Source organism: Ruegeria sp. 6PALISEP08 (genome assembly GCF_001238295.1).
GTDB lineage: Bacteria > Pseudomonadota > Alphaproteobacteria > Rhodobacterales > Rhodobacteraceae > Ruegeria.
In genome coordinates this window covers 52,015-70,051 of sequence record NZ_LGXZ01000016.1, presented here as the reverse complement: position 1 = coordinate 70,051, position 18,037 = coordinate 52,015, and the positions used below count along the sequence as shown (strand labels likewise).

The 18,037-nt window shown below is 58.6% G+C and carries 20 protein-coding genes; 14 read left to right on the top strand and 6 right to left on the bottom strand.

Annotation, left to right across the window (positions count from 1 at the left end):
- Positions 1-474: 474 nt before the first annotated feature.
- Positions 475-1,095: a trans-aconitate 2-methyltransferase gene (locus ALB80_RS19175; RefSeq protein ID WP_050605708.1), complete on the top strand. Its 621-nt coding sequence runs from the start codon at positions 475-477 to the stop codon at positions 1,093-1,095.
- A gap of 73 nt (positions 1,096-1,168) precedes the next feature.
- Here ALB80_RS19175 and ALB80_RS19170 read toward each other — a convergent pair whose 3' ends face one another.
- Together ALB80_RS19170 and ALB80_RS19165 are read right to left on the bottom strand one after the other, a co-directional pair.
- Positions 1,169-2,566, bottom strand: coding sequence for an ATP-binding protein (locus ALB80_RS19170; protein WP_050605707.1), 1,398 nt, complete (start codon positions 2,564-2,566; stop codon positions 1,169-1,171).
- Entirely contained in the window at positions 2,563-3,288 is a 726-nt protein-coding gene (locus tag ALB80_RS19165) for a response regulator (RefSeq protein WP_050605706.1), read from the bottom strand. The genes ALB80_RS19170 and ALB80_RS19165 overlap by 4 nt, the downstream gene beginning before the upstream one ends.
- A 172-nt stretch (positions 3,289-3,460) precedes the next feature.
- Here ALB80_RS19165 and ALB80_RS22760 point away from each other — a divergent pair, with 172 nt between their 5' ends.
- From ALB80_RS22760 to petA, 9 genes are all read left to right on the top strand, one after another.
- Positions 3,461-4,003, top strand: coding sequence for a calcium-binding protein (locus tag ALB80_RS22760; RefSeq protein WP_253276926.1), 543 nt, complete (start codon positions 3,461-3,463; stop codon positions 4,001-4,003).
- Positions 4,004-4,255: 252 nt separating this feature from the next.
- Positions 4,256-4,978, top strand: a complete 723-nt coding sequence (locus ALB80_RS19155) for a TVP38/TMEM64 family protein (protein WP_050605705.1) — start codon at positions 4,256-4,258, stop codon at positions 4,976-4,978.
- A complete protein-coding gene (locus tag ALB80_RS19150) occupies positions 4,975-5,343 on the top strand; it encodes a hypothetical protein (protein WP_157054266.1) in 369 nt (122 codons plus the stop codon). Before ALB80_RS19155 ends, ALB80_RS19150 begins: the two co-directional genes overlap by 4 nt.
- 84 nt (positions 5,344-5,427) lie before the next feature.
- The gene (locus tag ALB80_RS19145; RefSeq protein WP_050605703.1) at positions 5,428-5,787 is read left to right on the top strand and encodes a hypothetical protein; all 360 of its coding nucleotides are present in this window, start codon (positions 5,428-5,430) and stop codon (positions 5,785-5,787) included.
- A gap of 132 nt (positions 5,788-5,919) precedes the next feature.
- Complete coding sequence (locus ALB80_RS19140; RefSeq protein ID WP_050605702.1) at positions 5,920-6,969, top strand: YncE family protein; 1,050 nt, start codon at positions 5,920-5,922, stop codon at positions 6,967-6,969.
- Positions 6,970-7,101: 132 nt separating this feature from the next.
- Positions 7,102-9,387 carry a copper-translocating P-type ATPase gene (locus ALB80_RS19135; RefSeq protein ID WP_172677922.1) on the top strand — a complete coding sequence of 762 codons (2,286 nt, stop codon included), beginning with the start codon at positions 7,102-7,104 and terminating at the stop codon, positions 9,385-9,387.
- Positions 9,384-10,718 carry an APC family permease gene (locus ALB80_RS19130; RefSeq protein ID WP_256364030.1) on the top strand — a complete coding sequence of 445 codons (1,335 nt, stop codon included), beginning with the start codon at positions 9,384-9,386 and terminating at the stop codon, positions 10,716-10,718. The genes ALB80_RS19135 and ALB80_RS19130 overlap by 4 nt, the downstream gene beginning before the upstream one ends.
- Positions 10,715-10,993: a DUF2933 domain-containing protein gene (locus ALB80_RS19125; protein WP_050605701.1), complete on the top strand. Its 279-nt coding sequence runs from the start codon at positions 10,715-10,717 to the stop codon at positions 10,991-10,993. Before ALB80_RS19130 ends, ALB80_RS19125 begins: the two co-directional genes overlap by 4 nt.
- 328 nt (positions 10,994-11,321) lie before the next feature.
- On the top strand, positions 11,322-11,870 hold the full coding sequence (gene petA, locus ALB80_RS19120) for a ubiquinol-cytochrome c reductase iron-sulfur subunit (protein ID WP_050605700.1): 549 nt from the start codon (positions 11,322-11,324) through the stop codon (positions 11,868-11,870).
- Positions 11,871-12,162: 292 nt separating this feature from the next.
- On the opposite strand, the gene ALB80_RS19115 is transcribed toward petA, so the two are convergent.
- A complete protein-coding gene (locus ALB80_RS19115) occupies positions 12,163-13,413 on the bottom strand; it encodes an MFS transporter (RefSeq protein WP_050605699.1) in 1,251 nt (416 codons plus the stop codon).
- Positions 13,400-14,428: a lysylphosphatidylglycerol synthase domain-containing protein gene (locus ALB80_RS19110; RefSeq protein WP_050605698.1), complete on the bottom strand. Its 1,029-nt coding sequence runs from the start codon at positions 14,426-14,428 to the stop codon at positions 13,400-13,402. Before ALB80_RS19110 ends, ALB80_RS19115 begins: the two co-directional genes overlap by 14 nt.
- Positions 14,429-14,517: 89 nt before the next feature.
- On the opposite strand from ALB80_RS19110, the gene ALB80_RS19105 reads away from it, so the two are divergent.
- Both ALB80_RS19105 and ALB80_RS19100 read left to right on the top strand, forming a co-directional pair.
- Positions 14,518-14,931, top strand: coding sequence for a MerR family DNA-binding protein (locus ALB80_RS19105; RefSeq protein ID WP_050605697.1), 414 nt, complete (start codon positions 14,518-14,520; stop codon positions 14,929-14,931).
- Between the two features lie 283 nt (positions 14,932-15,214).
- Entirely contained in the window at positions 15,215-15,691 is a 477-nt protein-coding gene (locus tag ALB80_RS19100) for a DUF411 domain-containing protein (RefSeq protein ID WP_050605696.1), read from the top strand.
- A gap of 211 nt (positions 15,692-15,902) precedes the next feature.
- Here the strand turns inward: ALB80_RS19100 and ALB80_RS22755 are convergent, their stop codons facing one another.
- Positions 15,903-16,121 (bottom strand): GDCCVxC domain-containing (seleno)protein, encoded by a 219-nt coding sequence (locus tag ALB80_RS22755; RefSeq protein ID WP_083445370.1) that lies wholly within the window; start codon positions 16,119-16,121, stop codon positions 15,903-15,905.
- Positions 16,122-16,125: 4 nt separating this feature from the next.
- The gene (locus tag ALB80_RS19095) at positions 16,126-16,449 is read right to left on the bottom strand and encodes a hypothetical protein (RefSeq protein ID WP_050605741.1); all 324 of its coding nucleotides are present in this window, start codon (positions 16,447-16,449) and stop codon (positions 16,126-16,128) included.
- 145 nt (positions 16,450-16,594) lie between these two features.
- Here ALB80_RS19095 and ALB80_RS19090 point away from each other — a divergent pair, with 145 nt between their 5' ends.
- Together ALB80_RS19090 and ALB80_RS19085 are read left to right on the top strand one after the other, a co-directional pair.
- Positions 16,595-17,014 carry a MerR family transcriptional regulator gene (locus ALB80_RS19090; protein WP_050605695.1) on the top strand — a complete coding sequence of 140 codons (420 nt, stop codon included), beginning with the start codon at positions 16,595-16,597 and terminating at the stop codon, positions 17,012-17,014.
- 347 nt (positions 17,015-17,361) lie between these two features.
- Entirely contained in the window at positions 17,362-17,985 is a 624-nt protein-coding gene (locus ALB80_RS19085; protein WP_253276925.1) for a transglutaminase-like cysteine peptidase, read from the top strand.
- The last annotated feature ends 52 nt before the right edge of the window (positions 17,986-18,037 follow it).

Below are 18,037 nucleotides of genomic sequence, written 5' to 3'. Positions count from 1 at the left end.
GAGCCACTCAAGAACCAAATCGTATTTTAACGATCTGTGGCTCTGCTCATAAGTTATCAGTCCATTGTCGGTTAAAGGCGCTATAAGCAATTCGTTGACTGATTGAAGCTCCAAAGCTCAGAAAATCTTCCGGCTATTCTGAAGGAACAGAGCAATCCAGGCAAGCAGTACACAAACTGCCAACGCTTCGGTATCTCCGCCCCGCGCCACTGCAGTTAAACTTGCGCTAAATTCTGGAGCTGCTTGCGCAGCCCAGTGGAAATCTGACCGACAAGCAAATCCCACCTAAAACATTTCACTATTGGAATGTGTGTACTACAATGTCGCCGAGATGACTTCATGCGGCCATTCAACGAACCAGCATCGAATTGTCTGAAGCGTTGCCTTGTTGGTTTTTGCTCCAGTCGAAAACGCAGCGCGGAGCGGTCAAAATGAGGATATCTCCAGGGCGACGATTTGGGAAAACGATACGACATGACGGCTAACACAAGAGAGCACTGGGACGATGTCTATTGCGAGAAGTTTGACACCCAATTGAGTTGGCACGAGGATGATCCAGAGATATCGCTTGAACTCATCGAGTTGATAAGAGTGTCTAAGCCTTCATCCGTCATCGACATTGGCGGAGGTACATCTCGTCTTGCTGGAGCGTTGCTTGCGAAGGGGCTCCATGACGTGACAGTTCTCGATCTATCGCAGGTCGCGTTGGACACGGCCCGGGAAAGGTTGGGGCGCGCCGCTGAAACAGTCACTTGGATTTCCGCAGATATAACTTCTTGGGTCCCCGATCGCAGATATGACGTCTGGCATGATAGGGCGGTTTTTCACTTTCTCGTGGATACATCGCAACGCGCGGCCTATCTGGAAAGCGTGAAGAGAGGGGTAAAAATTGGAGGCCATGTAATCATTGCTACGTTTGCACTTGATGGGCCGGAGACTTGCAGTGGTCTCCCGGTCGCCCGTTATAGTCCGAGCGATATCGCCATGCTTTTCGAGGAACACTTTGAACTCGTCGCGCATCGCCATCACCTGCACCAAACCCCGTGGGGGGAAAGTCAGTCTTTCCAGTTCAGTGTTCTCCGCCGCTGCGTTTGAGCCCACACCTGAAACTGGCCCAAAGCGGTGCGCATCCAATAAGCTTTCGGAACGTGCCGATTGTGTTCACAAGTTACGTTTGGCCCTCAAAAACTGGCAGAACCACCTTAGCGCACAAGCCGCCAGTTTCCCCGTTTAGCAATTCTATCGTGCCACCGTGCGACTGGATGATCGTACGTGCGATCGACAGCCCCAAGCCGGTTCCGCCAGTCTCTCGCGAGCGGGATGTTTCAAGCCGCACGAATGGGTCGAATACCGCATCGAGCATATGCTCGGGGATGCCGGGCCCCTGATCCTGGATCAATATTTTTGCCTCATTCCCCTCTTGCATGACCGAGACGTTGGCCCGGGCACCATACCGGCAGGCGTTTTCAATGATATTGCGCAGAGCTCGCTTCATCAGCATCGGCCGAAGCGTGACGGCCGGATTGTCTGCGACCGATACTTCAACCGTGTCACCGGCTTGCACAATGTCTTCGGTCGTTTTGGTTACGAATTCACCAATTGGGACGGTACTGGAAGGTTCGCGCGTGGCCACGCCCTTGGCAAATGACAGGGTGGAGTCCACCATCTCCTGCATTTCCTCGATGGTCTCGATCAGATGGTCACGGGTCTCCTCTTCCTCCACCAGTTCGGCGCGAACCCGCAATCCCGTCAGTGGCGACCGCAAATCGTGACCCAGCGCCCCCAATAGTCTGGTCCGATCGGCAACATAGCGAGTCAGCCTATCACGCATATGGTTGAACGCCTGCGTCAAATCTCGCACCTCGGTCGGACCAGAAACCGTCAGTTCCTGGACGTCTTCACCGCGACCAAACTGGTCTGCAGCCAGTGACAGGCGGCGCAACGGGCCGGTCAGCCGTGTCAGTAGAAACCAAATGGCTGCTCCAAGAATTAAAGTTGCAGTGAAACCGAAGCTGACGAAGGACTGCAAAGGCCATTGCAGAGGAGGGTTATGGAACCGGGTATCCACGTTGAGCCATTGATCGGTCGTCAGAGCGATCGACAGCTGCATTTCAATTGCGGAAACGTGATCACGCATCATTGCCATGTGCATTTCAGCCATTGTAGACGGAACACCTTCAACCGGCAGCATATCGGGAGAGAACTCATGCAACTCTACCCGGATGGGACGGTTTTCATAGCCTGGCAGAATTCTGCGGATTGTGTTTTCGACCGTCCCACCAGCGCTATGTCCGGTGTGATCGACTGCGGGCGTATCTGTAAGGCTGAAACGCACCAGTGGAGAACTTGCCGCCCGCAGGATCGCGTCGTGCATCTCGGGTGGAGCTTCTTCAATCAGCCGCGCGATGTTTGCGGCGCGTCCGGCGGTTTCCAGGCCAAGGGCCATGTGCACTGCCATTGAGCGTTCGTCGACGAACAGCCACAGGCTGACCAGTTGCGCGGCAGCCAGCGCGGCGATGATCAAAAGGATAAGCTGACCGCGCAGACTTTGGGCAAAGGCTTTCATCCCGTAAGCTCGCTCACGTCGGTCGACAGGCAATAACCGCCACCTCTTATCGTGGTGATGAGCTTCGGCCGCGTTGGGTCAGCTTCGATCTTGCGACGCAAGCGGCTGACCTGGTTGTCGATCGTACGGTCGAACAAGTGCGGGCTGCGGCCGGCGGTCAAATCCAGCAGTTCGTCTCGCGACAGGAGTTTGCGGGGCCGCTGCAGGAATACGGCCAGCAGCCGGACATCGGCGGTGGTCAGACTTTCTTCGGCCCCTTCAGCGGATATCAAGGTGCGACTGTCGGCATCCAGAACCCAGCTTCCAAAGGCGATCCGTTTGCCGCTCAGATTGCCAGCCGGGGGGACGGTGGTTTCGGAACGCCGCAGGATCGCCTTGATCCGGGCCAGCAATTCACGTGGGTTGAATGGTTTGGGCAGGTAGTCGTCGGCGCCAATCTCTAAACCCACGATACGGTCGGTGTCCTCGCTAAGGGCTGTCAGCATCAGGATCGGCGGGCCACCCGCCGCGGACAGGCGGCGGCAGACCGACAATCCGTCTTCGCCCGGCATCATGATGTCGAGCACGATAAGGTCGAACCGACCGGCCGCCAGTCGCGCGTCCATTTCGGTGGCATCGCGCGCGGAACTGGCGCGCAACCCGTTCTTTTCCAGATAGCGGCTGACGGCATCACGGATTTCGCGGTGGTCGTCGACAATCAAGATATGTGGTGCTTCAGTCATGGCGCAATCATAAGTCCCAGCGCGGTACAAATCCCGGCTTTTTTGTATCCCTTTGTATCAGTTGGGCGGGCTGCGACACAACGATACAAACCGGGTTGAGCAGGGGGGTGGTGGCGCGACCGAGGGCGGCCATATGCTTTGTGTAGAAACAAAAACCCGAGAGGTGAAAGTCATGAAACGTACCTTCACGCTGGCCGCTGGAGCCATTGCCGCGACTTTGATGGCGCTGCCCGCGCTTGCCGCCGGTCAGCATGGCAGCAGCGCGCAGATGCAGGGCCATCAGGGCGGCATGATGCAGGGTGCGCCCGGCGGCATAATGGGCGATCACGCAGGCATGATGCAAATGATGATGAAAATGCATGGCCAGATGATGGGTGGTATGCATGGCAAGGGTATGATGGGCGGCAACTGGCTGGCGGTTCTGGACATGGACGAGGACGGTCGCGTGAGCGAATCTGAGATCGCCGTAGGTCTGAAGGCCCGGATGCAGGCGCATGACGTCAATGGAGATGGCAACCTGTCGATTGATGAGTTCGAAGCGCTGCATTCCGGAATGATCCGCGAAACCATGGTGGACCGATTTCAGCATCTGGATGCCAATGGCGATGGCGCGGTGACCACAGGGGAAATCGAGAAAGGCGCGAAGACGATGTCGCCGAAACACGGCATGAAGTCCTCGAAGCCTGTGACAAAGCCTTCTGAAACCAACAACTGAAACGCAACCGTGTAGCCGGGTCATCGCACTCGGCCACAAACCACTGAGGAACAAAGCGATGATGGGGTATGGCGCTGGAATGGGGTTTGGCATGATTTGGATGTTGCTGATTGCAGTGTTGATCGTTCTGGCGATCGTGGCACTGGTCAAATACATCGCTAAGTGACCTCGGAATCCGTCACTCCCATATAGGGGTGGAGGGCTATGTCATAGGAGGAACGAAAGCTGGAAGGCCTGCACAGCAATAGCCGTTTGGTTTTCATCGCGGTTTTGACCGCGTTGCTGATCGCCACCATCTGGTTGTGGCTGTCTGGCGCGTTGGACGCAGGACTATCGCGCGAAGTCATTACTGCGTGGGTGGATTGGGCCGGCCCGTTCGGACCCGTTGTCATCATCGGCTTCATGACAGCCGCAGTGGTTGCCAGCCCAATCCCCAGCGCTCCGATCGCTGTCGCTGCCGGGGTGGCATATGGGCATGGGCTGGGAACCGCATTGGTTGCTATCGGGGCGGAGTTGGGGGCGCTGCTGGCGTTCCTGATAGCCCGTTGGTTGGGGCGCGACGCGCTGCGCCGGTGGTTCGGCGACAAGTTGGACATGGGGTTGCTTGGATCGCAGAATGCCCTGATGTTGACAGTGTTCACCAGCCGCCTGATGCCTTTCGTTTCTTTCGACATGGTCAGCTATGCCGCTGGTCTGACCCGACTTCAATTTTGGCGGTTCGCACTGGCCACCTTGGCTGGACTCTTGCCGGCCAGTTTCGTTTTGGCCCATCTGGGCAGCCAGATTACCGAAACCGCGACAGGCGGCACCAGCCTTGCGGTTATCGGGCTTGGGCTGTTGACGGGGGCGCCACTTATCTGGTTGGCTTGGAAACGCAAGATGCCTGTTGGCTCTTCAGACCACGAGTTGAGCCAGATCAATGCGACCGGTCCAAGCGGCCCTAAACTGTTGGAGAATGGAGGAAACCCTAAGTGATCCGCGCACAATGGATATCAACTGCGACACGGACGGCCCGAGCCATGGGTCGGCTGCAGGTCCTGTTGATCTGTGCGTTGGTGGTTTCGATGCTGATCTCTGTTGTGCCGTCCCATGCCGGGCATGACATCGCGAAGGCCGCCACCCAGGCCGAGCTTGTGATCGATGACAGCGGTGGGTATCCCGCGTCTCATCCATCAGAAGAATTAGACTGCTCAGTGCACCCGGGCTGCTATGCGATGGCAGTTATGGCGGCACCTGAATTGCTCTCGATGCGTATTGCTACGCCCGTGGCGCCAGAACGGTTCCGGCCACGCGCAAGCCTGCCGGTCGCACCACTACCACATCCGCCAAACCTGTCCTGAACGTGACCGGCAATGGCTCCGGAATCGCTCCGGGGTCTTGCCCAAGCCGTTGATTGCGGCCCAACTCAGTTCAGGACACTTACCATGCTTACCATTCTGTACTTTTTCGTCACGGGCGTGGTGCTATTCGCACTGTTGCGCCTGACCTGTGGCCCCTGTGTGATGGGGACACAAGAACATCATCCCGGTGTTCCGGTGACAACCCTTGGCTGGGCGCTCAGCATGTTTCTGGCCGCAACCTACCTGCTGTGCGTGGCCTTTGACCTGATCTTTCCAAGTTTTGCCATGTACCGGGCTTGGATCGGCCTGATGCCCGGAATGACTTGGCTCAGCCTGCCCTCATTCCTGTTGGGACTGTTATGGGCGTTTCTCTACGGCTGGTACGCCGCGTTGCTGTTCGGCGGACTGTTCAATGTCTTTGCGGCTCGCACAAAACTCAACTGATTGAAAGGACAAAGCCATGAAGGCCATCGCTCTGACCCTGCTTTTGACGCCCTTCCTGATGGCCGTCATCTACCGGATTTTTCTGCACGTGCCCGCCAATGCGCGCGTTTCAGTTGACGAAAGGAAACCTAAATGACCCTGTTCAATCTGGCCGCAGGCATGTCCGTCGCAGCTTTGACTGCGCCTTCGCTCACGCTGGCGGCAACCGTGTTCATTCCCGAAGGCAGCGCGGACTCGGTTCTGGTGATCGACTCCGAAACCGGCACGACTGTCGAGCGGCTGCCGCGGCTCGTGGCGGTCCACGGGCTGGCCGGTGCGCCCGGCGTGAAATACCTGGTCGCGGGCAGCTATGCCGAAACCGAGGCCACGACCCCGGCGAAACCCGAAGGTATGTCCGAAGATGACCACGCCGCGCACCATGCCAAGCGCGATGCCACGGTGCTGCCCGACGACAAGGGGCGGAGCCTGCTGACGATCCTTGATGCGGAAACACGCGGGGTCGTCCGCCAGATTGAAGTTCCGGGCGCGGTGCATCACACTGCGGTGTCGCCCGACGGGCGGTTTGCCGTGGGGACTCATCCGGGCGGTGACGGTATTTCGATCATCGACCTCGAAACGCTCAGTTTCCGTGGTTTCGTCGCCACCGGGCCAATGCCCAACTATGCGGTTTTCGCGCCTGACGGTGGCAGGGTCTATGTCACCAACACCGGCAATGGCACGCTCAGCGAAGTGGATGTCGCCAAGGGCTTTGTCGCACGCAACATCCCCGTTGGCGAAAGCCCCGAGCATCTGGTGCTGAACGCCGCGGGCAGCGCCGCCTTCGTCGCCGACAGCGATGGCGGCAAGGCCTTCCGCGTGGATCTTGCCGGCGGTTCCGTCACCGACACCTATGACATTGGGGGCGAGCTGCACGGGATCGGCCTGTCCGACCGCGAAGGCGTTCTGTTCGTGGCCGCCAAGGGCACCGACCGACTGTTGTCGATCGATCTCGCGACGGGCAAACAGCGCGCAACCAACCTGTCACCGTCGCCTTACCACCTGGCGACAATACCGAATTCGGGCAAGGTGATGGTATCGAGCCGGACCGAGCCGAAGGTCTGGATCGTCGATCAGGTCAGCCTGGCGGCTATTTCCGAAGTGCCGATTCTGGGTGAGGGCCACCAGATGGTTGTTCTGCCCTGAAGGACTGTGCCGGGCCATTGAGTAAATCAACGGCTCAAAAACGACGCTCAAACCAGGGAGCAGAACATGACAGAAGACCACGACATCAAAATCCACGCGAACGGTCCGACCGAGGTCGCTTACGTCTGCCCCATGCATTCTGACGTGCGTCAATCTGGGCCCGGCGACTGTCCCAAATGCGGGATGCACCTTGTGCCCGAGGGCGAGGTGGATGCGCATGCGCATCACCATCATTCCGCGCATCATGGCGCGACGGACGACAACGGTGAATATGACATCGTTCCGACAGGCTATGACGGACCCGTATATACCTGCCCGATGCATCCGCAGGTGCGGCAAACCCATCCTGGGTCCTGCCCACTCTGCGGCATGGGGTTGGAGCTGGAAAGCGCGGCGATGGTGGACGAGGGGCCGAACCCGGAACTGGTGGATTTCACCCGGCGCCTATGGGTAGGTGCGGTTCTGACGCTGCCGCTTTTGGTTTTCACGATGGGCCCCTACGTTGGGCTCTCTGGTGTGCGAGAGATTTTTGGTGAGCGAACAACCCTATGGATTGAACTGATACTGGGCACTCCGGTCGTTCTTTGGTGCGGTTGGCCATTTCTGGAACGAGGGTGGAATTCGTTTCGCACCATGAATCTAAACATGTTCTCGTTGATTGCCATGGGGGTTTCGGCCGCGTGGCTGTTCAGCCTTGTTGCCGTATTGATGCCCCACATATTTCCGGACGGTTTTCGAGATTCAGAAGGCCATGTTGGGGTCTATTTCGAAGCGGCCGCAGTTATCGTTACACTTGTTCTGCTCGGGCAGGTGATGGAACTGCGGGCCCGCGAAGGCACCGGTAAGGCGATCCGCGCTTTGCTGGACATGGCCGCAAAGACCGCCCGCATTATCCGCCCTGACAGCAGCGAAGAGGAAATCCCGCTTGAAGAAGTACAGGTAGGAGACCGCCTTCGCGTACGCCCCGGCGACAAGGTGCCAGTAGATGGCATTGTACTCGAAGGGCGCTCATCTGTTGACGAAAGCATGATCTCCGGCGAGCCGGTTCCGGTTGAAAAGGTACAGGGCGAGCCGGTCACAGGGGCCACAATTAACGGCACCGGTAGCCTTGTGATCGAAGCAACCCGAGTGGGCTCTGACACAATGCTGTCCCAGATTGTCGAAATGGTGGCCAACGCGCAACGCTCGCGCGCACCAATTCAGAAATACGCTGACAAAGTGGCGGGCTGGTTTGTACCGGCGGTCATAAGTATAGCTGCGCTGGCCTTTATTGCATGGGCAATTTGGGGACCGGCTCCGGCGCTCTCCTACGCCTTGATCGCAGCGGTGTCGGTACTGATCATAGCTTGCCCGTGCGCGCTTGGCCTGGCCACTCCGATGTCGATCATGACGGCCACGGGGCGCGGGGCGCAGGCCGGAGTGCTGATCAAAAATGCCGAAGCGCTGGAGCGGTTCGAGAAGATCGATACTTTGATCGTCGACAAAACTGGCACGCTGACCATGGGCAAGCCAAAGCTTGTGGCTGTATTACCCGAACCTGGCCATGACGAGGTCGAGGTGCTGCGGCTGGCCGCAACGCTGGAGAAGGGCTCGGAGCACCCGTTAGCTGAGGCAATCGTCACAGGAGCCGAGGAACGTGGCGTGGCCCTGTCCGACGCCAGTGACTTCGAGGCGGTGACTGGTAAAGGCGTGAAAGGCACGGTGGATGGCCGCCCCGTCGCGCTCGGCAACCTGAAACTGGTCACCGATCTCGGACTCGAGGCGACCGAACTAACGGTCAAGGCCAATGCGCGTCGGGATGACGGCGAAACGGTGATGTTCGTGATGCTTGATGGTTCAGTGGCGGGGTTGGTCAGCGTCGCCGACCCGGTCAAGGAAACAACACCCGCCGCCCTCAAGGCGCTGCACGAGCTGGGTTTCCGAATCATCATGGCGACTGGTGACAACGAACGCACTGCAAAGGCGGTGGCCGAACGTCTGGGTATCGATGAGATTCGAGCCGACGTTCTACCCGAGGACAAGGCCCGCATAATTCGCGAACTGCAGAAGAAAGGCGCCAAGGTTGCCATGGCGGGTGACGGAGTGAACGACGCACCCGCGTTAGCGCAGTCCGATGTGGGCATCGCCATGGGGACCGGTGCCGACGTGGCGATCGAAAGTGCAGGCTTCACGCTGGTCAACGGAAGCCTTGATGGCATCGTGCGCGCCCGTAGGCTGGCCCGCGCTACCATGCGCAATATCCGGCAAAACCTATTCTTTGCCCTGATCTACAACGCCTCGGGCGTTCCGGTGGCGGCGGGTCTTCTGTTCCCGCTTTTCGGCATCCTGATCAGCCCAATGTTCGCGGCGTTCGCTATGAGTGCTTCATCGATTTCAGTGGTGTTGAATGCGCTGCGATTGCGGGGGGCGAAGATTTGAGTACGCACGAGCATAATACGCACGGCGCCGATGGCGCGCTGAAGCCCGGATCAATCTCGCTGACCGGGGCCGTCGCCATGGGTACCGGCGTTATGATCGGCGCGGGGATATTTGCACTGACCGGACAGATCGCCGGGCTGGCGGGGCCGTGGTTTCCGCTGTCCTTCGTGGTCGGGGCCGTGGTGACGGGTTTCAGCGCTTATTCCTATATCGCCATGTCCAACGCCTGGCCCTCATCGGGCGGCATCGCCATGATCCTGACCAAGGCCTACGGGCCCGGGGCGGTTGCGGCGGCGGCCTCGCTGCTGATGGCGCTGTCGATGGTGATCAACGAAAGCCTCGTCGCGCGTACATTCGCGAGCTATGCGCTCCGCCCGTTCAACATCGAGAGCGGACCGCTGGTACCTTTGGTCGCGGTTGCGCTGATCGTCTTTGCCTATGCGGTGAACCGGTCGGGCAACCGGTCGGTGGGGTTGTGGTCGATCATCATGTCGGCGCTCAAGATCGGCGGGATCGCAATATTCGGCATCGCCGCACTTTGGGCGGCGGGCGGAACCTGGCAGGTTCAGGGCTCGGAACCGGCGGCGCCGTTGGGGTTCGTCGCCTCGGTGGCCCTGTCGATCCTCGCGTTCAAGGGCTTCACCACCATCACCAACAGCGGGGCTGAGATCGTCGACCCGCACCGCAATGTCGGGCGCACCATCATGATCTCGATCGCGATCTGCACGGTGGTCTACCTGCTGGTCGCCCTTGCGGTCGGCGTCAGCCTGCCGCCCGAGCAGATCCGCGCGGCGCAGGACTATGCTCTGGCCGAGGCTGCCAAGCCGGTGCTGGGGCAGGGCGGGTTCTACCTGACCGTTGCGCTGGCGATGGTGGCAACGGCCTCGGGGCTGATCGCCAGCGTTTTCGCCGTGTCCCGGATGCTGGCGATGCTGACCGACATGAAGATGATCCCGCACAGCCATTTCGGCATGACGGGCAGCATCCAGTCTCACACGCTGATCTACACGGTCGTGATTGCGGGTCTGCTTGCGGTGTTGTTCGACCTGTCTCGCATCGCCTCGTTGGGGGCGTTCTTCTACCTGGTGATGGACATGGCGGTGCATTGGGGTGTCTGGCGACGCTTGCGCGGTCAGATCAACGCCCGGGGATGGGTCTTGCTGACCGCTCTGACGCTGGATGCGGTGGTGCTGATCGCGTTCACAATACTCAAACTACGCTCGGATCCGATGATCGTGGTTTATGCCGTTGCTGGCATCGGCTTGGTCTTCGTCTATGAGCGCATCTTTCTCAAACAATGGATCATCGAAAAGGAGGCAAATCAGCTATGACCCAATCAAATTTCGACGAAACCCGCGCCACACAGGAGACGACCGAAAGGGTCAGCTCTGACGAAACGGCCGAAGCGCCCAAAACCGAAGATCAGACGGCCAACGGTGCCAAGCGTAATTGGCTCCCGGTTGTCATTGCGATCGCGTTGGGCGCCGCTGTTCTGGGTTGGGAATACCGCGAGACACTCTATCCTTTGCTCAGTTCTCCGTTGCTGTTCTTGCTGGTCTGCGTGGGCATGCATTTCTTAATGCATCGCGGCCACGGCAAACACTGAGAACGGCGCCCTGTATAGCTGGCGGCTTTGCGGCAAGAACACTGCGCAACAAGGAGCAGCAACGGCCAACTGATCAGAACAAATTTGTAACCCAATAAGGAAGGGAAGTTGCCATGTTAGCAAATCCAATTCGGAGAGCAGCAATTGAACTGCACCTGACGGCCGGTGCACTGCCTGTAAAGGCATTGCACGGTGACACCGACGAAGATCACTCTGATGAATAGGGAATGGGGCATCGCGGTGAAGAAGAAGAGGACCAGGGCGACTGATCCACCTCGTCCAAGTCCTATCATTCGATGAACCTATCCTGACGCACAGGAGGAACAATATGTCTGAATTTTCTGAAAGACAGGCACCTTCAGAGCCTGAAACTCGGCGCGATTTCTTATACTTCGTCACCGGCGGTGCCGCCATCGTGGCCACGGGCGCGGCGGTCTGGCCACTTGTTAACAGCATGAACCCCAGTGCAGACATCTCCGCCCAAGCCGTTGTCGACATAGATCTTGAAGGTGTCGGACCAGGAACGAGGATCACTGTCAAATGGAAAGGCAAGCCGATCTTTATAGACCACCGGACTAAAGAGCGGATCGCGCTGGCGATAGCAGAAGACGATGCACCAATGATCGACCCGCAACCTGACGCCGAGCGCGTACAGCGACCGGAATGGCTGGTAGTTATTGGCGTTTGCACCCATCTGGGATGCATACCACTCGGGCAGGGCGGCAGCGAACCCACCGGAGACTGGGACGGTTGGTTCTGTCCGTGTCACGGTTCACATTACGACACGTCTGGCAGAATTCGGAAAGGCCCCGCGCCCCGCAACCTCGATCTGCCCCCTTACGAGTTCGTCACCGACACACGGGTCAAAATTGGGTGACGGCGCGGTGAACTTTGTTCAGAGGCGCGTGCCTCACCAGGTTCGTTTGTCAGTCCTCGAATATCCCTCGATCAGCGCCGCGATGCTATGCGGCGGAATTCGACATGTACCCCGCTTTCTGGAGTTTTCGAGAAGAGACCTCGCCGTCATGTTCTGAACGGAACAATTCTAATCGCTGCGCTCAACGTTTTCTGCTTCGCCCATGTTTAGACATGCCATCTTGCCTTTTGACAGGATCGCATCTGAATTGCGGGTTGAGAGGAAACGCTTTGGTCCTGAACAAGGTTCTATTTCAACCCCGTGTCAGCCGCGCGGCGATCGCGACCTGTCCCAGCGCGGCCAGGATCGCAGCGATGAACACGGCTTCGATGGCGATCATGCTGACCACCACACCGCCCGCAAGCGGCGCCAGCGCCGCCGGGGCCGCAAAGCTGTTGAACCACGCGGAATAGGCCGGACGGCGGTCGTCGGGCGAGATCTCCAGCAGGTAGCCGAGATAGCCGATGGTCACCCCGTTCATCATCGCGCCGATCAGGAAGAACAGCGCCGCGAAACCGGTCAGCCCCGAACCTGTGGCCACAAGCAGCAACACCAGCACCGGAGGTCCGAGACGCACCAGTGCCACTATCCCCAGCAGGCGCAATTTGCCCATCCGGTCGCCGATACGGCCCCAGACCGGATTCGAGACCAGCGCGCCGACGGTCTGGGCCGCCAGCAGCGTTCCGACATCCGCCGCCCCGAGGCCGCTGCGGCTGGCGGCAACGACATAGAACGGCAATGCCATCAGCGTCGCTGCGCCAAGCCATTGGAAGATCAGGAACAGCCGGAACCGGCGGTCCCGTTGCAGCGTAGAGAAACCTTCGCGCAGAAAACCAGACAGGTTAGCCGGGCGGTCCCGTGGCGCCCTTGCAGCGGTGGCGGGTTCACCCGCGGCGACAAATAACGTCGCAGAGACGATCATCAACACCGCGCCGAGCCCGAAGATCAGCGCATAGGCCCTGAGCGGCGGCAACACGTCGAGCGCGAGTCGCAGAACGCCCGCCACCAAAACCGCCAGAACACCGCCGCCGAAAAAGCGCCAGGCCAACATCCGGCTGCGGCGCTCGGACGGGATCGCCCGGCCGACGATGTCGTTGTAGGGCACCGCGACCACGCCGCTGACGAAGGCGTAGATTGTCCACAGCCCCAGCATTCCGAGCGCCAGCGGAACCGGAGGCCAATCGACCTGCGGCCAGTCCGCCCCCCACCACAGAAGCATACCGATCATCGCGCCCGTGATCGCCCGCCCATAGGCACCAAGGGCGTAGAACGGCATGCGCCGATCGGTGCGCTCGGCGAGGTAGCCCACCGCGAACTGGGGCAGCAGCCAGCCAAGACGCAGGACCGTGCTGGCATAGCCCACGGCCAGCGCGCTACCGGTCAGCATATGCACCAGACTGGCCACCACCGTCGCGCTGTCCACCGCCGCCGACCCGCCCTGAAACACCGCACCAGCACCGGCGATGCGCCAAAATCTCGTGTCTTCGGGATTACGCCTTGCCATTCGCCGCCTCTGCCTCCGCCCGGGCGCGGCGGATGTCGATGCCGCTCTGCCACAACACCGTCAGGCCGATCCCGACCACCAGAAGGATCGTCAGCACATAGTTAAACAGGATCATCAGAAGGGCGGTCTCGTCCGGAACACCGAGCGCCTTGAGCGCGAACCCGGCCCCGAAGACAAAGCTCGCCGGGATGCGCACGAAGCGGCCCAGAACCATGGCGAACCCGGCAAACACCATCAGGAACAGGTAATCCCACGCGTTCAGCACCACGCCAACCGCCAGCCCGGCCCACAGGAAATGGGTTGTCGCCACCAGCTTGCCCGCAATGGCCGCGGCAATGGCGGCGATGCGGCGGGCCCGTGCCCGCGGCCAGACGATCCCTTCACCGAGCGCGGTGCGCAGATATGGGCCATCGGCCCCGATGCGGGCGGCAGCCCAGTCGAAGAGGCGGCAGACCAGAGGGCCTTCGCTCAGAAGTGACGCGCGGAACCGGAACAGAACCCAAAGCAGGCCGCCGAAAAGCATCAGGTTCAACAGGCCCGCGACGCTCAATCCCAGCCGCAGTTCACCCTCGATCTGTGGAATCTGGCCGGCGGCGGCCACCGCTCCGGCAAAAAGGGCGAAAACGACGCCGTCGAGGAACCGGGCGATGATCGCGGTTGCAAGCACGGTCGCCATCTTCAATTGGTCAAGCCGGGCAACCAGCCAGGCCCGGACCAACGGGCTGATGCCGAGCGGGACAAGGACATTTGCGCCATAACCGGCCAGTAGCGCCCCCGTCAGCCGCAGGGTGCCGACCGGTTTCACATCAAACAGGATCTGTCGCCACTTCCAGCCGCTCATCAGCTGCTCCAGCAGGATGGTGGCGGCAAGAATGGCGATCCAGAACACGTTGGCTCCGCGCAGCCCTTGCAGAAACAGCGCAAAATCGAGGCTGCCGTAGAGCGCAAACACCAGATAGAGCGCCAGGGCGGAGCCGAATACCGGCAGCAACCACCGTTTCAGGAAGGTCCACATCTGACATCCTCGCAACCACTAAGACCCCAGTGTTTTAACTTCCGTATCATGATACGGTGTCAAGATGCCGGTGACGGAGGGAGACCGCGATGCAACCACTCAGGATCGGCCAGGCCGCGCGCAAGGCCGGGATTGGCGTCGAGACGATCCGATTTTACGAAAGGAAGGGCCTTGTCTCTCAGCCGCCGCGCCCGATTGGCGGCGGCGCGCGGGATTATAGTGGCGACACACTTTGGCGGCTGAAATTCATATCCGGCGCTAAGAAGCTCGGATTTTCGCTGGCCGAAATCGCGGATCTTCTGGAATTGCGCACGGCGCCAAATGCCCAGTGCGTCGCGATGCAGGCCAGAGCGCGCAGAAAGCGGGACGAAATTCAGGAGCGGATCGAGGGGCTTGCACGGTTGAAGGATAATCTGGACGAGCTTATCGCAGCGTGTCCGGGGCGGGGTGAAATTCAGCAATGTTCGATCGTGGACGCCATCGAACGCAGCAGTGAGAAATAGGCCCAATTCGGGCCTTGAACGGAGGGTAGCGGGGTTGCATGCGAACCGGGTTATTGCCCAGCCGGACCCAGAGTGGCAGGTGTAGCGAAAAAGGAGATCAAAGGTTCCGTTTCCGAACAGAGTTTGCGCCAGATCATTGTGAGAAATCCCTGCGTCGTCCAGAAAGCCATATCTGATGAGTATCCGAGGGTGACGATTATGGCGGTCTCGTATATGCCGTCCGCATTCAATCTTACCGGTGTGTTTTCACATCGGTTCAAGACAAGATTTCCCAGGAGGGAACATGACAATGAATAAACTGAGCCGCCGCCGTGTGATGCAAGGAGCCGCGGCCCTTGCTGGAAGCGCGGCGCTTCCCGCCATCGCGAAAACAGGCCCCTCAATCCATGTCCTGAAGGATCCGAATTGCGGGTGCTGCGGCTCGTGGATCAAAATCATGCGGGCGGAAGGTTTTGAAGTGAGCGTGGAAAACAGTGCATGGGAGGCCTTGAACGCTCATAAAACCGCCAATGGGATTCCGGAGGGCATGATGTCATGCCACACGGGCCGCGTGGAGGGCTACATGATCGAAGGACACGTCCCGCCCGCTGACATTCGGCGCCTGCTGGGCGAACACCCGGATGCCGTCGGACTGTCGGTTCCGGGAATGCCTTTCGGCTCGCCAGGCATGGGGCCGGAAAGCGAACGCGAAGCTTTTGACGTCTTCCTGATCCGCAAGGATGGAACCACAGAGGTGTTCGCCAGATACCCGGCCGCATGAAGTTCCGATGGCGCTGGCAAGATCCTGAAAAACGCGGCGCTCGCTTCTTCTGCCCGGTTTACGTGACATTCTTCACGGCAAACCAGTTGATCCGTGACTTCACGCCTGCCTTGTCCTACCGGGCAAGTTCCAGCTTACGGTGAAAAAATACCCGCGTCCGCAAAGCCTGATGACCGGCTTTGCGGACAAAACCGACATCCCGGCCGCCGTATCAACCGCCGCATTTGTAGCCCGCCTGAATTGGCGGGCATGGAGCCGATCCGTAGGAACAGTAGACGCAACAATCGCCGGGAAGTGGCTTCAGGACTTTTCCGCAAGATGTGCATTCGTAGAACCACTGGCACGCGTCTGTTGGCATCGTTTCAGGCCTTGAATGTCCACATTCCGGGCAGATGATCGTGCTGACAAGGTTCGGGCGCTTTTCACTCATGGCGTCACATCAAGGTTATCAGGAAATCATTTATTCGGATTTCGTTGAGCACGATAACCCAAGCGATGGCCGTCAACGCAAAACTGCCTGTCAGCCACCATTTGAGGCGGTCGAGCGAACCACGGCGATACGCGACGATGCCAGAGAGAAACAGCAGGGCCGTCGAACCGCCGAGCACGTAATAACTCGCGGCGGCGATCTTGCCGAATACGGCCAGCCAGCTCCCTCCCAAGCCAAGTAAAATCAAGGCCATCGGCAAGATGCAGCAGGTCGCAACGCCAAGTGCGGTAAACGATCCAAGAAAGCTCGCGCCAACAAACTTGCTCATGGTCAGCTTTCTCCGGCTTTGACGAACTCGAACGGAAGCCGGTTCGACTTCCTCGATTCTTGCTTCGCGCGGTTTGTGAAATTCGACATCATGACCGACAACATGCATCCTGTAGTAGCTACAGGTTCAAGGGAAAGGTCATCACATGATTGCGATTGGCGAAGCGGCGAGATTGACCGGTCTGTCGGTCGAGACGATCCGCTATTACGAACGGGAAGGCATAGTCGAGAAAGCCGGTCGAACCGCCTCGGGACGCCGCGCATACACGGAACGGGAAATCTCCGAGCTCAGATTCATCAAACGCTGCCGCGATCTTGGCTTTACCATTCAGGATGCATGCGCACTTCGCGAATTGTCCAAAGCGCCCGAGCAAGCTTGTCGTGACGTCGAAGACGTTGCAACAAGACATCTCGACAACGTCAGGTCAAAAATCGCCGCCCTCCAACGGTTGGAGCAAGCACTGGCAGAACTTGTGCAGACCTGCACCGAGGGTGCGGCCTCATGCCCTCTGCTAACGGCGTTGCTCAACGAGCCTTTCGTCAAAGATGTCATTAGCGGCCACTAATTGCAGCGCCTGGAAAACCGAAACTGGCTATCTCAGCTTGCGGAGGAGCGGCTTCATTGTCCCGGTATTCCGTAACCCTCAGCGATGACGGCCGATCTCTGTTGTATTTTTGTTGAATGAGAGAATTGCGATCAGCTTACCCTCTAATTCGCTCTGTTAGCTATGCCGGGCTGGTGATGGCGTGGATGCTCTGATGCTGTCAACTAAGGAAGAAATACCAAAGAATCTGCAAATTTTTGCCGCTTTACCCCTAGAGGCTAAGAAGCTGTTGCAATTCCCCTAAGCACATGAAGGCTTGGAATAAAACACATTGGCCGGGGAAGTTTGGATACTTTAGAGGAACGAGCATGGAGAAGGCAGATATGACAAATCCCACTTTAGTTCAGGGAGTGTTATCGAAAAACCTGCTGGGTTATCTCCCAATGGTCTGTTTTATATGCAGCTTTTTTGTGTCTGCCGCTACATTGCAAGCCTCTGAGCTTCCCTCGATCGGTCTTGACAAAAAGATTGGAGCGCCATCCGGTGCCAAATCACTGTGCAAAGACTACTCGTGGGCGTGCGCGAGCGCTCGTAGCTCTGGTCTGTCCGTGGCAAAAGAAAATCAGATCGTTAAAACGATCAACACGCGCGTCAATCGGAGAATCCGAGCAGTTTCGGATCAAAGCCAATATGGGACAAAAGAATACTGGACACTGCCGACGCAAGGGTCAGGAGATTGCGAAGACTTCGCTTTGCAAAAGAAGTTTGAACTTGTGCAGAATGGTTTGGATCCTACGAAGCTACTAATTGCGACTGTCTTGGACACCAATCGCAATGGCCATGCTGTTCTAGTCTATCGCTCGAGTGAAGGCGATTTGGTTCTGGACAATGTTACCAACAGGATCAAAACGTGGAAGGAAACGAGGTATCTTTTCCTACGAATACAGGACCCGATTCACCCTGATCGTTGGGTACAGGTTTTTAGTGGCTAAAAACAATGTGGCGCGCCCTCGAGACGCGCCACAATAATCTTTGGAGCTGCGA

Bases quoted from the DNA above. Each gene is read 5' to 3' on its own strand.
- ALB80_RS19135 (WP_172677922.1), top strand. From the start codon at position 7,102: ATGCATTCTGACGTGCGTCAATCTGGGCCCGGCGACTGTCCCAAATGC.
- ALB80_RS19140 (WP_050605702.1), top strand. From the start codon at position 5,920: ATGACCCTGTTCAATCTGGCCGCAGGCATGTCCGTCGCAGCTTTGACT.
- ALB80_RS19110 (WP_050605698.1), bottom strand. From the start codon at position 14,428: ATGTGGACCTTCCTGAAACGGTGGTTGCTGCCGGTATTCGGCTCCGCC.
- ALB80_RS19085 (WP_253276925.1), top strand. From the start codon at position 17,362: ATGGAGAAGGCAGATATGACAAATCCCACTTTAGTTCAGGGAGTGTTA.
- ALB80_RS19115 (WP_050605699.1), bottom strand. From the start codon at position 13,413: ATGGCAAGGCGTAATCCCGAAGACACGAGATTTTGGCGCATCGCCGGT.
- ALB80_RS19090 (WP_050605695.1), top strand. From the start codon at position 16,595: ATGATTGCGATTGGCGAAGCGGCGAGATTGACCGGTCTGTCGGTCGAG.
- ALB80_RS19145 (WP_050605703.1), top strand. From the start codon at position 5,428: ATGCTTACCATTCTGTACTTTTTCGTCACGGGCGTGGTGCTATTCGCA.
- ALB80_RS19100 (WP_050605696.1), top strand. From the start codon at position 15,215: ATGACAATGAATAAACTGAGCCGCCGCCGTGTGATGCAAGGAGCCGCG.
- ALB80_RS19170 (WP_050605707.1), bottom strand. From the start codon at position 2,566: ATGAAAGCCTTTGCCCAAAGTCTGCGCGGTCAGCTTATCCTTTTGATC.
- ALB80_RS19125 (WP_050605701.1), top strand. From the start codon at position 10,715: ATGACCCAATCAAATTTCGACGAAACCCGCGCCACACAGGAGACGACC.
- petA (WP_050605700.1), top strand. From the start codon at position 11,322: ATGTCTGAATTTTCTGAAAGACAGGCACCTTCAGAGCCTGAAACTCGG.
- ALB80_RS19165 (WP_050605706.1), bottom strand. From the start codon at position 3,288: ATGACTGAAGCACCACATATCTTGATTGTCGACGACCACCGCGAAATC.
- ALB80_RS22755 (WP_083445370.1), bottom strand. From the start codon at position 16,121: ATGAGTGAAAAGCGCCCGAACCTTGTCAGCACGATCATCTGCCCGGAA.
- ALB80_RS19095 (WP_050605741.1), bottom strand. From the start codon at position 16,449: ATGAGCAAGTTTGTTGGCGCGAGCTTTCTTGGATCGTTTACCGCACTT.
- ALB80_RS19105 (WP_050605697.1), top strand. From the start codon at position 14,518: ATGCAACCACTCAGGATCGGCCAGGCCGCGCGCAAGGCCGGGATTGGC.
- ALB80_RS22760 (WP_253276926.1), top strand. From the start codon at position 3,461: ATGAAACGTACCTTCACGCTGGCCGCTGGAGCCATTGCCGCGACTTTG.
- ALB80_RS19175 (WP_050605708.1), top strand. From the start codon at position 475: ATGACGGCTAACACAAGAGAGCACTGGGACGATGTCTATTGCGAGAAG.